11 protein-coding genes are annotated in these 15873 nt (G+C 69.3%); 10 read left to right on the top strand and 1 reads right to left on the bottom strand.

Translation table 11 applies throughout. From position 1 onward, the window contains the following. Positions 1 to 68: 68 nt before the first annotated feature. From ACIP6W_RS14485 to ACIP6W_RS14520, 8 genes are all read left to right on the top strand, one after another. A complete protein-coding gene (locus ACIP6W_RS14485; RefSeq protein ID WP_400430154.1) occupies positions 69 to 5405 on the top strand; it encodes a DUF6531 domain-containing protein in 5337 nt (1778 codons plus the stop codon). A gap of 105 nt (positions 5406 to 5510) precedes the next feature. Beyond that, on the top strand, positions 5511 to 5861 hold the full coding sequence (locus ACIP6W_RS14490) for a hypothetical protein (RefSeq protein ID WP_400430156.1): 351 nt from the start codon (positions 5511 to 5513) through the stop codon (positions 5859 to 5861). Between the two features lie 96 nt (positions 5862 to 5957). Next, positions 5958 to 6383, top strand: coding sequence for a hypothetical protein (locus ACIP6W_RS14495; protein WP_400430158.1), 426 nt, complete (start codon positions 5958 to 5960; stop codon positions 6381 to 6383). 543 nt (positions 6384 to 6926) lie between these two features. Beyond that, positions 6927 to 7316, top strand: coding sequence for a hypothetical protein (locus ACIP6W_RS14500; RefSeq protein WP_400430159.1), 390 nt, complete (start codon positions 6927 to 6929; stop codon positions 7314 to 7316). A gap of 84 nt (positions 7317 to 7400) precedes the next feature. Next, a complete protein-coding gene (locus ACIP6W_RS14505) occupies positions 7401 to 7805 on the top strand; it encodes a hypothetical protein (protein WP_400430161.1) in 405 nt (134 codons plus the stop codon). Between the two features lie 730 nt (positions 7806 to 8535). Beyond that, positions 8536 to 9231 carry a hypothetical protein gene (locus ACIP6W_RS14510; RefSeq protein WP_400430163.1) on the top strand — a complete coding sequence of 232 codons (696 nt, stop codon included), beginning with the start codon at positions 8536 to 8538 and terminating at the stop codon, positions 9229 to 9231. Positions 9232 to 9254: 23 nt separating this feature from the next. Further along, positions 9255 to 9758: a hypothetical protein gene (locus ACIP6W_RS14515; RefSeq protein ID WP_311206367.1), complete on the top strand. Its 504-nt coding sequence runs from the start codon at positions 9255 to 9257 to the stop codon at positions 9756 to 9758. Then, the gene (locus tag ACIP6W_RS14520) at positions 9659 to 10255 is read left to right on the top strand and encodes a DUF3592 domain-containing protein (protein WP_311206366.1); all 597 of its coding nucleotides are present in this window, start codon (positions 9659 to 9661) and stop codon (positions 10253 to 10255) included. The genes ACIP6W_RS14515 and ACIP6W_RS14520 overlap by 100 nt, the downstream gene beginning before the upstream one ends. A 120-nt stretch (positions 10256 to 10375) precedes the next feature. On the opposite strand, the gene ACIP6W_RS14525 is transcribed toward ACIP6W_RS14520, so the two are convergent. Further along, positions 10376 to 11341 carry a hypothetical protein gene (locus ACIP6W_RS14525; RefSeq protein WP_311206365.1) on the bottom strand — a complete coding sequence of 322 codons (966 nt, stop codon included), beginning with the start codon at positions 11339 to 11341 and terminating at the stop codon, positions 10376 to 10378. 334 nt (positions 11342 to 11675) lie between these two features. Here ACIP6W_RS14525 and ACIP6W_RS14530 point away from each other — a divergent pair, with 334 nt between their 5' ends. Further along, a complete protein-coding gene (locus ACIP6W_RS14530; protein ID WP_311206364.1) occupies positions 11676 to 14423 on the top strand; it encodes a hypothetical protein in 2748 nt (915 codons plus the stop codon). Further along, on the top strand, positions 14420 to 15862 hold the full coding sequence (locus tag ACIP6W_RS14535) for a hypothetical protein (RefSeq protein ID WP_400430166.1): 1443 nt from the start codon (positions 14420 to 14422) through the stop codon (positions 15860 to 15862). The genes ACIP6W_RS14530 and ACIP6W_RS14535 overlap by 4 nt, the downstream gene beginning before the upstream one ends. Positions 15863 to 15873 lie beyond the last annotated feature (11 nt).

The following is a 15873-nucleotide window of genomic DNA, read 5'->3' on the forward strand; positions in this document are numbered from 1 at the left end:
CGGTCGGGGGGGCCGACCGCACCACGAGAACGACCAGAACGAGCTGCAACACAACCGGGGGATGCACCATGGCCGACCTGCACGGCAACGAGCCCGTCGAGTTCGACAACGCGACGGCTGATGCGCTGATCCACGCGCTGAACGGTTCTGCTGAGTCCATCGACGGACAGAGCGGGAGCCGCACGTCCTACGTGACCACCGCGGCGCAGGAGTTCCGCGGGCACTTCTCCGACCTGTTCGCGAGCAACTCGGACAAGGCGCACAACGACGGCAGGACCATCGCCGACAACCTGCGGACCGTCGCGACATGGGTGCAGCAGATGAAGGAGGCGGCCGAGCGCGAGAACGCACGCCGCAAGAAGGCCCGCGACTGGTACGAGGAGCACGAGGACCGGAACTTCATCGAGTGGCTCGGCGACAGGTTGCACGGTGCGCCCCAGCCGCCGGAGGTCCACCACGAGGCAGCTCCGACGTTCCGTCCCGCAGGCGGCCCGAGCACCGCGCGCGACACACCGACCCCCGGCTCGGGCGGTGGTGGCGGCGGTGGTACCTCGTCAGCGCGCCCGGCTGATCTCCGTGCGTTCGCAACCGGCACGCGTTCCCTCGACCAGGCGCTCGAAGGGAAGCCGGCGCAGCTGCGGGGCAAGCTCGCCGAGTTCGCCGCGCGTTGCTCGTGGGGTCACATCGACGCGGGCGGACTGGTGAACGCGTTCGACAAGTGGCTGCAGGCGAACGGCCAGGACGCCACCTGGGCCGACACCGTCGCGGATGCCTTCACCGCGGCCGGGGGCGAGGGCAACGTCTCGACGGTCGCGAATTCCGCGCTCGCCGCGGCCCTCGCAGCCGCCGGGGTCTCCGAGACCCGGCAGGACCTGCAGTTCGAACCGCCGTCGGCGTACGGCGCCCAGCCCACGACGGGCTTCTCGATGGACCCGGTCAACACCACGACCGGCAACTTCCTCGAACCGGAGCTCGACCTCGGGTTCACCGGCGCCTCGGCCTCGCTCGAGGTCACCCGCATGTACAACTCGCTCGACGAGCACGTCGGGATCTTCGGCCCGGGCTGGTCCTCGGTCCTCGAGACGCGCCTGCTCCTCGACGACGAGGGGGCGACGTTCGTCGGCGCCGACGGCCGTCAGATCCGCTTCCCGCGTTCCGGCGAGGGCTGGGACCGCGGGGTCGGCGAGAACCGCTGGCTCGCCGCCGAGGGCGACCTGCTCGTCGTGCGCGACAACGCCGGGGTCCGGATCGACTTCACCCCGTCCGGTCTCTGGACCGGGCAGCGCGGCGGAGTCGGGACGGCGGTCCGGGTCGTCCGCGACGCCGACGACCTCGTCGTCCGCCTCGACCACGAACGCGGCCGCTGGGTCGAGATCGAGCACGTCGACGGACGCGTCGCGGTCCTCCGGGCCTCCGACGGTCGGCGGGTCGAGTACGGGTACGACGACCGCGGGCGACTCGTCAGCGTGACCGACCCCGTCGGTACCCGCCGCTACGGGTGGAACGACGACGACCTCGTCGTCACCGTGACATCGGCTGCAGGGGTCGTCGAGGTCGACAACACCTACGACGACCAGCGCCGTGTGGTCGAACAGGTCAGTCCGCACGGCCGAGCGGTGCGCTTCGCCTACCTGCCCGGCCGCGTCACGGTCGTGTCCGACCACGACGGCTCGCGCGCGAACTCCTACATCGCCGATGCCAAGGGCCGGCTCGTCGGGGTCATCGACTCCGACGACCGGCGACAGTCGATGAGCTACGACCGACACGGCAACCTGGTGTCGGCGACCGAACGCGACGGCTCCGTCACCGTGCACGCCTACGACGACCGCGGTCGGAAGACCCGGACGGTGACCCCCTCCGGCGGTGACGTCACCTACGGCTACGACGACCAGGACCGGGTGACCACCGTCGTCACCGAGGCCGGTGCGGTCGTGTCCTACGAGTACCGCGGCGACGACCGCGACCCGTCCGTCATCGTCGATCCGGTCGGCGGCCGCACCGAGCTCACGTGGACGGACGGGGTCCTCACCCACGTGGTCGACCCGACCGGGGTCGTCCTCGACCTCGCGCACGACGAGTTCGGCGAGCTGGTGGCGACCACGAACGCGGTCGGGGACACCGCCCGGATCGAGCGTGACGCGGCCGGTCGTCCGGTCGCCGCGGTCAGCCCGTCCGGCGCCCGGACCGAGTACCGCTGGGACGCCGCGGGGCTCCTCGTCGAGCGCCGCGACGCCGACGGAGCGGTCTGGCGGTACGAGCACACGGCCGGTGGGCGCGTCGCATCGATCACCGATCCACTCGGTGCCCGCACCACCTCCGAGTACGCGGCGAGCGGCGAGCTGGCGACCACCGTCGACCCCCTGGGTCGGCGGGTCACGCGGACGTTCGACGACCAGGGGAACGTCGCCGCGCTCGCCCTGCCGGGTGACGCGGTCTGGACGTTCGCGCACGACGGGTTGTCGCGCCTCCAGGCCGTCACCGACCCGACGGGCGCGACGTGGCGGCGCGAGTACGACGTCAACGGCGGCCTCGCCGCGACCGTCGACCCGACCGGCGTCCGGCAGGAGGTCGCACGGGACGTCGCAACCGGCGTCGCGACCCTGCGTGATGCGTTCTCCGCGACCACTGTCCGCTTCGATGAGTTCGGGCGACCCGTCGAGCAGACGAGTGACGAGACCGGTTCCGAGCTGGTGACGTACGACGCAGCTGGTCGGCCCGTCGAACTCGTCGACGGCGAAGGCGGCCTGACGCGCATCGAGCGCGACCTGGGCGGGCGGGTGACGGCGATCGTCAGTCCGTCCGGCGCCCGCTCGACCTACGAGTACGACGCCTGCGGGCGCCCGTCCGCAGCGGTGGACGCCACAGGAGCGCGGACGACGCTCACGTACGACGCGGACTCCCGCGTCGTCGCCCGCACGTTGCCCACCGGCGAGGTCGAGGAGACCACCTACGACGCTGTCGGCCGCGTGGTCGCGCAGACGACGGCGGGGTCCGGTACGAGCCGGTACCGCTACGACCGGGCCGGGAGGCTCGTCTCCAGCCACGACGCACGCTTCGGGCAGCGACGATTCCGCTACGACGCTGCAGGGCAGCTGGTCGAGGCCGTCGACGGGCTCGGGGGCACCACCCGCTTCGCCTACGACGAGCGGGGCCGGCTGATCGAGGTCACGGACCCCGCCGGCGGTGTCACGCGGCGCCGGTACGACGGAGCGGACCGCGTGGTCGCGGTCGTCGACCCGCTCGGTCGCAAGACGACGGCTCGGTACGACGCCGCCGGTCGCCAGGTGGAGCAGATCGACCCAGAGGGGCGGACCACCAGCTGGACCTTCGACGCCGCCGGCCGCTCGACGAAGGTCCTGGTCGACGGTCAGCTGGTGAGCGAGACCAGACGCGACGCCGTCGACCGCACTGTCGTCGTCACCGACCACACTCGTGGAGCGGGTCGGACGGTCGACCACGAGCTCGAGTACGACCGCCGCGGGCTCCTCGTCCGACGGAGCCGCGGCGGGCGATCCGTGCGGTGGGAGTACGACGCCGACGGTAACCGGACGGCGCGGATCGACCCGACGGGCGCACGGGTCGAGTGGCGCCGTGATCCAGTGGGCCGCGCCGTCGCCGTCGAACGACAAGGGCTCGCCGCGGCGACCTTCGCCTACGACGCAGCCGGGCGGATCGTCCAGGCGTCGACCGGCGACATCGTCCAGTCGTGGTCGTACGAGCGGGGTGCGCTGGTCGCCCACACGACGACGACGCCCGATGGCGCGATGGTCACGCGCGTCGAGCGCGACGACCAGGGCCGGATCACGGCGATCGACGGTCCGGACGGTCGTGTCGAGTACGCGTACGACGAGGCCGGGCAGCTCGTCCGCGCGGGCGACTCCGCGTGGGAGTACGGCGACGGTGGGCGGCTGCTGCGCGAGGTCGTCGACGGTGCCGCGACGACGTTCGAGTACGACGCCGCCGGGCAGCTCACGGCCTGCGTCCGAGGCGAGGAGCGGACGGAGTACCTGTACGACGGGCTCGGTCGACGGATCCGTCGCACCCACCCCGACGGGTCGACCGATGAGTACGCCTGGTCCGACCTCGGGTCGCTGACCGCCGTCGTGTCGCGGGACCGTTCGTACGGCGAGACCGGTCGAGCCGAGGTGTGGACCGACGTGCTCGGAGAGCTCGCCGACGTCGGCGGCGCCGAGGTGTGGTGGGACTCCGCCGTGCCGCTGCCCGCCATGGTGTCGATCGGCGGGGAGAGCGTGCTCGACCTGCCGGGCGGCGCGGTCGCCGTGGGTGATGCCTGGTCGATCGCAGGCTGGCGGAGCGCTCGTTCCACGGACCCTTCGGATCCGTGGGCGGTGCTCGCATCGGTCGAGGGAGCGGCGCTACCCACCGGCGTCTCGCTCACCGCTGACGGCGGGCTGTCGATCGCGGGGCTGGAGTGGCTCGGGGCGCGCGTGTACGACCCGGCGGCGCGGGGCTTCCTGTCGACGGACCCGTTGGAGCCCGTGCTCGGTGCGGCGTGGGCGGGTAATCCGTACTCGTACGCCGGGAACGACCCGATGCACGCGATCGACCCCCTGGGGCTGCGACCGGCGACGGATGAGGACCTGGCGGCGTACCGGGATGCGAACCAGAGCTTCCTGTCGAAGGCCGGGCAGTGGATCGGCGATCACAAGGAGGCAATTGCGGCAGGCCTGCTCATCGGCGTCGGAGTAGCGGCAATGCTCGTGCCCGGTGGTTTCCTGGTCACCCTTGCGATGGCTGGAGTCTCGGGTGCCGCGCTCGGGGCAGGATTCTCAATCGTTCAGCAAGGACCGGACAGCGGCAACGTGGATTGGAAGGAGGTCGGTCGTCAGTCCGTGATCGGTGGTCTCACCGGGCTGCTCGGCGGGGGAACCGCGGGGAGCCTCTCGAAACTCGCAAAGTACAGTGCGACGCGAACATCACCGATGTTCGCCAAGCCCGTGTCGAAGATGCTTGGGTCCACCGGGAGACGTGCCGTATCTGGAAGCATGCAGGGAGGGTTCTCGAACGGGACGGATTACTTGTCCGACCCCACCCTTGACGGCAAGCGGAACGCTGGCGATTTCCTTCGGACGACCGGCAGTGGGATGGTGACTGGCGGTGGAGGTAGCATCGTGTCGAACAAACTTGGTGACGCGTTCCACCTGCGGGGAGGCGTTATTGAAGGAGGTCGGCGTGCTTCGACTACTGTCGCCCGAAGCTGGGTCAACGAAGGAATTGACTTCACGACAGACCGACTCATCGGCGGCGCGTCAGCGGTAGGGAATGAGTACCTTCGTCCCGACGGGGATCGCGGTACTTCCTTGATTCCGGACGCACTCAACGGAGTCGTGACGGGTGCGCAAGGGCCAAGATTCTTGCAGCACCAAGGGCAAGGAACCAACTGAGAGGTGGGAGTGCGCGAGACACTTGGTGATTCATCGCAGGAGCGAGGTCGGAGGCCGAGGCCGAACGGGAATGCCGTTCGCCTGGTATCATTCGGCGTATTCGTCGTGGTCGCAGTCTTCTCACTCTTTATTGGTCCGGCGTTGTTGACCAACTTCGATCGCTCGCATCGCACGGAAATTCGTTGCCACGTGGATGGAGCTGATGGGCGCGCAGCAAGCCCATCGAATCGCGGCATCGGCGGTTCGATTCCGCAGGTGACGATCAGAACCTCGGATTGTGGGAACCTGATCTTGCGTGAGGGTGTGACGCGCGCGAACTCGGCTGATCTCGTCAAGCAACTCGAAAAGAGCTCTGTCTTCGAAATTCAAGTTGGAGAGGGCAGCTGGAAGTTGCGGGGCGTGCTTGAGGCTCTCCATCGCGATCCGACGGCATTCAGTTTCTCGCCGGTTGACTGACGGGCAATTTCCCGCGGCTTCTCCGACCGCTCAAAGGAGAGGCTGCATTGATTGATCTTGCTGGACGAGTCCCGAGCGCTTGAGTGAGGTGCAAGGATGAACGATGCTCGCCGGAGAGTGGTCCAGAAGCGGATCAAGGTGTTCGCCGTGCTTGCGCTTATCGTGCTTGGGCCTCTCGCCCTCCTGATCGGAGGGCCGTTGGCTCTTGTTGCTTATGACAAGTCGCACCTCATCTCGATCGATTGCACCGTCACGAGTGCAGAGTCAGCTGTCGGCTCTACGCGCTCGTCAAAGGGGATCGGCAGTTCCACGAACCAGGTCTTCATCAAGACGAACTGCGGAGAGTTCGTTCTCGAGGCCGGCGTGACTACTGCCAACCGCGCCGAGATAGCAAACGAGCTTGATCGCGGAGGCCGTTACGAATTCGATATCGGCGGAGGATCCTGGAAGTTGCGGAGTTTCCTTGAAGCCGTCAGCATCGCTCGCGTGGTGTACGGCTACGAGCCTGTCGGGGGCCGTTGAGCGCCTTCAGTTGGTGTTTCTCGACCGGACCTTGGGCAGTTCGCAGGCACTCGGCGCGCCAATCGGCAGTGTCGAGTGAGATTCACGGATCGGGAGCAGATGCCGCGGACGAAGGAGTAAAGACTGAGTGGAGCAGCGATGCAGAGGAATATCTTGCCGCGACCGGGACCGGAGCCGCATTTCCGGCCGGTTTCAGCGCTGAGATGCCTGCGTGGGTTGACTGGACGTGAGAAGCGCGGCTCAGTCGGAAAATCGAAGATGCCCTTGACGCCGTAGGCCCCGCCCCTGTCACACTCACGTCGTTGCTTCAAACGTTGCCCGCTCGACCTCGTTCGTTGGCGAGACCACCTGCCGACTGATCGGCTGCGCCGACGGTGTTGCTTTCGGGATGTTGGAATCTCAAGGCGACCGCGATGGCAGCCCGGTTCAAGACGGTATCAACGGCCAGATCGGCCATACGAAGCGCGAACACTGAATCTGGACGGCCGTGCGCGCGACAGCGATCGATTCAAGGAGTTCAAGTTGATGCGGAGAGAGCGCTCAATGCGTTCGAAGAGAATTATTTTCTTTTCGTGGTTGCTCGGGATGGTGTTGATATTCACTGCAATTTTTGTTGCGCCATTGACGCTGAAGGCATATGACGTTGCTCACCCGCTCGTTGCGAAATGCCGCATCATCGCAGCGACCGCGGGTGACGGGTCGTCAAGATCTGTGCGTGGTATCGGTGTGTCGTTCAATCAGGTGCGTCTTGACTCTTCAGACTGCGGTGTCCTGTTCATCCGCAAGGGAGTGTCGGCAGATAATGCTTCGGAGATTGCGGCGGAGTTCAGGGCTGGCGGCCATTACGAGCTGAAGTTCGGCGCTGCTTCCTACCGTCTCCGCAATCTGCTCCGAAGCTTGCACCAGGCTGTCGAAGTTCAGCGATCGAGTTAGCGGGAGATTTCGAATGCTCACGTGCATGAGAGTGAGGGGTGCGTGTCGCACAGCAGGCTGAACCGTGACCACTTTCCACCGAGCATGCTGTCGGTCGTCAGGGGGCGATTCGTCTTCGCGGCGGCAATCCTGGTCCTACTCGCGGTGGCGGCCTTCTTCTTCTTCGGGCGGCAATGGATCGCGGCATACGACGAAGATCACCCGGTCACCTTTGACTGCGTGATCTCGAACGCGAAAGCTTCCGCAGTTTCTACGCACTCCGGCCGTGGTGTGGGTTCGTACACCGAGCAGGTGGACCTCCACACGTCCAACTGTGGGCATCTCGTGATCCGGGACGGCATCACGAGTGAGAACAGTGCCGCTGTCGCATCGACCTTCGAGAGGGGCAAGAGGTACCGGATCATCTTGGGTGAGGCCTCGCTGAGTCTGCGTGCACCGTTGTCCGTGCTCGGGGCGGTGCCAGAGGTTCGGGGATGGGAGCGAGGATGAGAAGAGAACGGGTCAGGAAGGCGCAAGTGAGGCGCGCGTCGGGGGCGAAGCGAGGGAACCGATTCGTCTTCGGGATGCTCGGGGTGATCGTCCTCGGAGTCGCTGGGCTCCTGGTAGCAGGGGAGGTGTTCAGGCACTACGACCGGGAGCACCCCATCTGGGTGACCTGCGTCGTCGAATCGGCGTCTCCCGCTACGGGTGGATCGACGTCAGGACGTGGAATCGGGGCCACGTACGATCAGGTCAAGATCGCCACGGATGACTGTGGACCACTCGTTCTGCGCCGGGGCGTCGACGAGGCCAACAAGGAGCGTCTGGCTGCGAGCTTCAAGCGAGGCACTGGTCACCGGTTCGCGGTGGGCGCTGCTTCCTACCGGTGGCGTTCGGTGCTGCACTTCTTCCGGACCCCGGTGATCGTATCGGATTCGGCACCACTGCCCGAAGAGGATCGAGGTTGACAGGCAGACAGGTGCGTCGCGAGGCGTCGAAGCCTCGACGCTGAGGATCGCCATGGTGCTGACGTAGTTGACCGTGCCGGAACGGGAGCAGGGTCGGAGCCACCCCGGCCTGATACGTTGGATGCAGGCGCCGGTCCTGCTGGCGCTTGACATCGAGTACCGCGCACAGGGGGCGCCGGCGCTCGAGGGGGCGTGTGAGACCGGTCGCGGGCGGCAGGGGCACGGAACTTCGGGGAGGTCCGGCGCGCGAGTGCTGACCGCGAAGGACCACCATGACGACGCCGAACAACGGGCAGCCCGGCGACTGGCAGCCGAACAACGGGCAGCCGGACCAGCAGGCGCCCGGCTTCCAGCAGCCGAACCACCAGCAGGCGCCCGGCTTCCAGCAGCCGGACCAGCAGGCGCCCGGCTTCGGCCAGCCGAACGGGCAGCAGGCGCCCGGCTCCCAGCAGCCGGGCCAGCAGGCGCCCGGGTACCAGCAGCAGCCCTACGCCGGCGCGAGCGCGAGCGTTCCCCCCTGGCAGCCGCCGACCCCGGAGAAGAAGGGGAAGAACGTCGCACTCCGGATCCTCATCCCGGTCGTCGCCGTCATCGCCGCGGTGGGTGCGTCGCTGGGCGTCCGTGCGTTCTTCAACGCCACCGCCGAGCCCTCGCCGTCGGCCCTCGCGACCGAGGCGGCGAAGCAGGTCAACGAGAACTACACCTTCCCGCTCGAGCTCGACGAGGTGACCCGCTGGGACGGCGTGACGGCCGACGGCGCGCAGCTCGAGTACGCCTACACGATCGACTCCTCGGTCGATCCGGCGAGCCTGACCGCGGCGGACCTCAAGTCGTCGGTCGTGTCGAACGTCTGCCAGAAGAAGGAGTCGCGCGACCTGCTGTCGAAGGCGATCGTGATGCGCTACTCGTACGTCTTCGACGGCACGGACCGCACGATCGACTTCTCGGTCACCAGCGCCGACTGCTGACCCCCGGCGGAGGCTGAGGAGGGGTGGCTCCTGCACGCCGGGTCTTCCATGCGCTCCTCGCGGCGGTGGCAGTGACCAGCAGCGGGCTCATCGAGCTCGGGCACTTCGGCGTCCCGGGCTGGGCGTTCGCCGTCGTCACCGTCCTCGGACTCGGCTACGGTGCGGCGCTCGTGCGCGTCGGCGCAGCGGGTTGCCTCGTACCGACGGTGCTGTTCCTCGGGAGCTTCGTCGTGCTCGGTGTCCTCGTGGACCACGTGTCGGGCTGGGGGCCGCTGCAGTACGGGTGGCTGCCCGCGGTGCTCGCCGGTGCGCTCCTCGCTCGGGTGCTGTTCCCGGACGTCGGGGCGAGGCGGCGCAAGGAGACGGTGGGCCGCGGGCTGCGCACAGCGGGTGGGGAGTGGCTGCGTGAGCTCGGCCCGTTCATGCTGTGCACGGGTCGTTCTGCGCCGCCGCGCTGGGGGCGATCCTGCACGGCGAGGGTGACGAGGCGCTGCGGTACGACGACGCTCTCCGGCGGACCGGTGTGATCGTCACCGGCGAGGTCGTGCACGTCGAGCGTGTGCACTACACGGGCTACAAGGGACGTGGGCACACCGAGTACACGCCCGTGACGCGGCAACGGTACGAGGGCGTGGAGTACGAGACGACGCTCGACGAGTACACGGTGTCGAGCGATCCAGACTTCTACCGGGTCGGACAGCGCCTGCCGATCATGGTCGACCCGGACGATCCGACGACCGCCGGCGTCCGGTCCGAGGAGCTGCACGGGATGTTCGCCCGGAACGTCGACGACGGTCGCAGCTACGCGTTCACCGCACTGCCGCTGCTGGCCGTGGGGGCACCGCTCCTCGCGGTGCAGACGGTCGAGGGCATCATCCGGAAGATCCGCACCAGGCACACGCGGCGGTGGGCGAGAGCCAGGCGACAGGTGCTCGCCGCTCGACGGCGCGCTCGCCGTCTGGCCGCCGGTGTCGCGTCAGCCCACCGCGCTGGATCGTTCCCGCCACGCACCCCGACCGAGTGACCGCGCGACCGTCACCGGAGCAGCAGGCGACGGAGCAAGGCGACTGACCCCGCGGGGCGGGTCGCGAGGACGGGCTGCACCGCGCCTCCAGGCCGGGCTGCGGTGATCAGCGTCCGACGGTCAGCGCGGGAGCCCGCTCACCCACGCGCGGAACGTGATGGCATCGCTGTCACGGAGGACGACTGCCGGTGCGTCCTGCGCGTCGTACAGGAGTGCGAGGCTCTCCGGCGGCAGACCGGCCAGCTGCCGACCCCCGAGCGAGGTCGGGGCGACGAGCGCAGGGCTGGCGAGGAACGCGAGGGGCTGCGAGTCGGACTCGGCGACCGCCGTCCGGCCGTCGATGAGGGCCCGGACCTCGGCGGGGTGCAGCACGACGACGTCGCCGCCGACGAACAGTCGGATGACCGGGCGTGGGCGACCGCCGGGGCCGAGTGGGACGGTGGTCCAGTCGGCGCTGCACGCGGCACCCCGCCAGGACGGGATCGAGACGCCGTCCGGTCCGAGCGCTGCGGGGGCCACTGCACGGGGACGGACGACGCGCTCCTGCAGGTACGCCTCGAGCTCCGCGTACCCGCGGGCCAGGCCCATGACGGAGAAGAGGCGCTTCCCGGTCGCGTCACGTGCCTGCAGACCGCCGTACTGGTTCGCGATCGGCAGCATCGCAGCGATCTCGCCGAGGTCGACGCGGCGCTCCTGGTGGAGGCCCTGGCGGACCAGCAGGTGGTCCTCCATGGCGAGCACCCGGGTCCGGCGCATCGAGCGGGAGAGCACGATGCCTCCGATGCCGGCCAGCAGGAGGACGATCGCCATGACGACGAGGCTGGGTTCGACACCGGTCGAGATCGTCGTGGCGGCGCCGAGCGCCAGCAGGGCTCCGACCACGAGGAAGATGATGGCGACCACGCGGATGAGCACCCACTGGAAGGTCCGCAGGCGCACGGTGACGAGCGCACCGCCCTCGTTCGGCAGCGGCTCCCCACGCTCGCGCCGGCGTCGGTCGCTGTGCTTGGTCACCGCCGTCACGGATCTCGTGATGACGAACGCCGCCACCATCGCGATCCCCACGGACGTGATCGTGATCCACATGTGTCGTCCCCCTCGTGCTGCGGCCCCTGAACCGAGTGGCCGACCGCCACGTTCACGACGGTCGACCACTCGATCATGCATCCCCGACCACCATCCGGCGTTCGGCGATCCCCCCAGGGCAATGTGCAGAGTATCAATTCCAGGAGGAGCTGCAAGTTCGTATGTCGCCGGGCTGTGGCTCGAACGGGGGTGGTCCCCACCTGTGGAGGACGGAACCTCACGGTATTTCAGCGGTTAGGATCGACAGCGCAGTCGATTCTTGAGGGGGACGATCGTGATGTTGACGCGCGCCGGGGGTACCGGAACTCGGCAGGGGAGCCGCATCGCGGGAGTGGTGGCCGTCACGGGCGCACTCGCGCTGGTGCTCGCCGGGTGCACCGCCGACCAGGACCAGGTGACGGATCCGTCACGCGTGCTGCAGACGGTGGACACGACGCTCACGACGAACGGCGCCGTGAACGCGATCTCGGACACGACGATCTCGGTCGCCGGCACGCGCTCGTCCTCGAAGACCGTCGACCACGACGTGCAGGACGCGGCGGGAGACCTGCCGCTGCGGATCACCACGCAGTACACGACCGACAAGCGCTCCGGGACCGACCTCGCCGACCTCGACGGGTACTCGGGTCGCGTCGAGATCGACGTCACCGTCGAGAACCTCACGGTCCGGTCGCAGAACCTGTCGTACGACGTCGCAGGGGCCTCCCGTTCCACGCCGGCGCTGGTCGGCGCTCCGTTCAGCGTCGCCGCGTCGACCGTCCTCGACGGGGTCGCACCGGACCGCATCGTGACCGAGTCCGTCGACGGCGGCGCGTCCACCGACGGCGTCGTGAGCACCAACGCCTCCGGTGACGCCGTCGTGCAGTGGGGCCGGCTGCTGGCGCCGCCGACGTCGGGAGCGAGCAGCACGCTGCACCTCGTCGCCGACGTCCGTGACTTCTCGACGCCCGCCATCGACGTCGCGGCGCAGCCCGGGCTGACGACCGACCTGTCGACCAGCGGCGTGATGAACGGGGCGTTCGGGTCCGAGACGGACTCCGAGCTTGCCCTGCAGCGTCGGACGATCGACCTCATCGCGCAGGTCAACGAGGTCCTCGCCCGTGCCGGCGGGACCATCACCGAGGTCCGCACGAACCTCGAGTCGACGTCCGAGACCCTCGGTGTGCGGACGGCGGAGCGGCTGCAGGAGAGCAGCGCGTCGCTCGCGAGCACGATGCAGTCGCTGTCGGGTGAGCTCGGTTCGCTGAACGGGGACCTCGGTTCCACCGTGCAGGCGACGCAGTCGACGGTGCTGCAGCAGCTGCAGCAGACGACGGGCAGCCTCGATGCCCTGCTCGGGGACACGTCGGCGACGGCGCCGACGCCGGTGCTCGACGGTGAGGGATGCAACGCGGTCCCGCGGACCGGTGCAGCGGGCTCGAGCGTCTACGGGAACCTGCTGCGCGTGTCCGCGCAGCTCGAGGGCTACGCCGACGCGAGCGAGGCGTGCAAGCAGCAGGCGACGAGCGACCTGGCAGCATCGATCGGTCCGGCTGAACCGACGGACGCGACGTGCCCTGCAGAGTCGACTTCGTTCACGTGCGTACTCTTCCTGTCCTCGAAGGACATCACCGCCACCGCCGTCCGACTCGCGGACACCGGAAAGGCGCTCGCAGATTCGCTCCAGACAGACAAGGCAGATGCTGCCGTCGCCAAGGTCGCAGCGCTGCAGAAAGCGCTCGCGGGCCTCGCTTCCCAGGCTGGTTCCGCATCGGGGTCGCTGAACGGTTCTCTTGACGAACTCGACGAGAGCATCGGCGCCGTCGAGCAGAGCATCGGTGTCCTCGGCGACGACGTCGATGCGGTGCACGTGAAGGCTGCCGCAGCTCGGGACGTCATCGGAGTTACGGAGGACTCGTTCCCCCCGAGGTCGATGCAGGCGCAGAACGCGGCACTCGCTGATGCCATCTGTGCGCTGGTCACGAAGCGAGAGGACGAGGACGGCCCCGACCCCGACCTCGACCTCGACCTCCCGATCATCGGCGGCCCGACTTCTGGTCTCACCGAGGAGCAGGCGGACGATCTTCGGGCGTACTTGACGGCAACCCCCTGTGACGAGTCTGAGGACGGCCCGGGGCCGCAGAAGCCACCGGCCCCCTTCTCCGCGCCCATGGACCAGCGTCTCGCCGAGCAGGCGGCAGCATGGGGCGAGATCGAGCAGTCCACCGACGTATCCAACCCCGACAGTGCATTCGGTCGAGCCTTCGTCGAACTGCGGAACCGCATCGCCGCAGTGCGCTCGGCTGTGGAGGCCGTTCGACGGGCTGGATCCGACGACGCCGGCGCCGCGGCTCAGCTTGACCAGTTGAAGACCAACATTGAAGCCGCAGTCGCACAGTCGGACGAGGTCGGCGCCGACCTCGGCGCGCTCAAGGAACAGCAGGACAAGGTCAAGGACGAGCTCCGCAAGACGGCGGACGACCAACAGAAGCGCGTCGAGTCGAGTGTCCGGGCGCTGCTCGACGAGCGTGTGACGGATGTGTCGAAGTCGGCGTCGTCGAACGCGTCAGAAGTCCGCGACGCGTTCGACAAGTCCATCGCCGGGCTCCGGTCCACGGCTGACGACGTGACGAAGCAGTCGAAGGGCACGATCGACGAGCAGAAGGGCTCGCTGCAGGAGCAGAGCAGCAGCCTCGCCTCGTCCGTGGACGAGCAGACCGCGGCGAGCCTCCAGCGCATCGACGCGAGCACCAGCGCCTCGGTCCGCGACGTCGAGGGCGCCAGCACGCTGCTCACCGGCGACCTCAACCGCGTGATGCTCGACCTCGGCGACCGCGAGGTCAACGGCTCCGGCATCCTCGGCGCGATGGCCACGAGCGCGGCGAAGTCCGACTCCGCCGACTACCAGCTCGCCCTCGCCTCGCAGAACGCCTCCGGCTACGCCAACGTCCGTGCCGAGGACGTCGCGGGCATCCTCCTGCAGCAGCAGCAGTTCCGCGCCTCGCTCGACCGGGCGGCGAAGCTCCCCGCCTTCCGTCTCGACGTTCCGTCCAGCGCGACGTCGACGACGCTCTACGCCTTCCGGATCGGAGCCGAGCGATGAGCCACGTGCAGGACCACTCGACCGAGGCGGCCGCAGCGGAGCCCGCGGAGACCGCAGCGCCCGACGCCGCCCGGACCCGGAAGCGCCGCCGCACCGCGATCATCGTCGCGGTGGCCGTTCTCGTGGTCGCCGCCGTCGTCACCGCGCTGCTCGCGGTGCGTGTCTCGGCATCGACCCCGGCCGAGGCGGTCTCCGCGACGGCCCCGGTGCCGATCAGTGTCTCCCACGTCCCCGACGGCACGAAGATCGGCGTCGTGGTCACGCTCGGTGACGGCGAGGGTGCGCAGTGGGACGACGCCGCGCAGGGTGCCCTGGTGGCGCAGCGCCGCCTGGAGCTCGGCGGCACGGACGTGCAACTCGTGACGAAGAACGACGGCGGATCGACCGACGGCGCACGGAAGGCCGTCGAAGCGCTCGCTGCCGACGGTGTCTCGGGCATCGTGGTGGCGACGTCCGGCGACCACGTCCGTGGTGCCTTCGCTGCAGCGGCCGACGCCGGCATCCCGGTCGTCGCACCGTACGCGGCCGGCGCGGACGACGCCTGGTCGACCGCGCCGTCGACGGAGTCCGTCGCGACGGCGCTGCAGGACGCGCTCGGCGACGCCGCGTCGCCGCTGCTCGTCGACCTGGGCGGCGGAGCGCCGTCCGGAGTGCGGTTCGCCCACGTCGTCGACGCGACGAGCGCACCCGACCTCGGCGCTCTCGCCACCACCGTCGCGCAGCGCACCGGCGCGGCGGCGGGCTCCACCGACGCCACGACGGCCGACGACCAGGCTGCAGCCGAGCAGGCCGGAGCCGAGCAGGGCGGGGACGAGCAGGCGGCACCCGACTCCGACGCCGTGGTCGTCAGCGGTCCGGCCGGACGACAGGGAGCGCTCGTCGCCGCCCTCCAGGAGGCCAACGTCACCGCTCCGGTCGTCCTGACCCCCGAGGCCACCAGCCCCGCCTTCGCGGCTGCGCTCGCCCAGGCGGGCGGCAGCCTCAGCGGCGCCTTCCGCACCGTCGGGGTCGAGACCGACGACGCCCGTGCCCTGTCCTCGGACGCCGAGGGCCGCGCCATGTCGGCGTTCCTCGGCGGCGTGCGGGTCCTCGCCGACGACGCGGACGCGAAGAACCTCACGGGCGACCGGTCGTTCGCCTCGGTGGCGACCGTGGCCGACGCCCGCAGCCACGACGCCGTCGTGGCGCTCGTGACGGCCGTCGGGACGGCCCGGAGCACGGACGCCGCCGCGGTGTCGGACGCGTTGGCCCGGCTCGACCTCGGGGCCGGAGACGGCCTCGCAGGCCCGGCACTCGACTTCGGCTCGCGACAGGCCCTCGGCGATCCCGCCGGCGTGCTCGCCGCCTCCGCGCAGGACCTCGGGCTCCGCCCCGCCGCTGCGACCGAGGACGACGGGGCCACGCCCGCGCTCGTCTGGTTCTCCGACTCGACCGACTGACCCCGTCCCAC

Source organism: Curtobacterium sp. NPDC088465 (genome assembly GCF_044753165.1).
Classification (GTDB): domain Bacteria; phylum Actinomycetota; class Actinomycetes; order Actinomycetales; family Microbacteriaceae; genus Curtobacterium.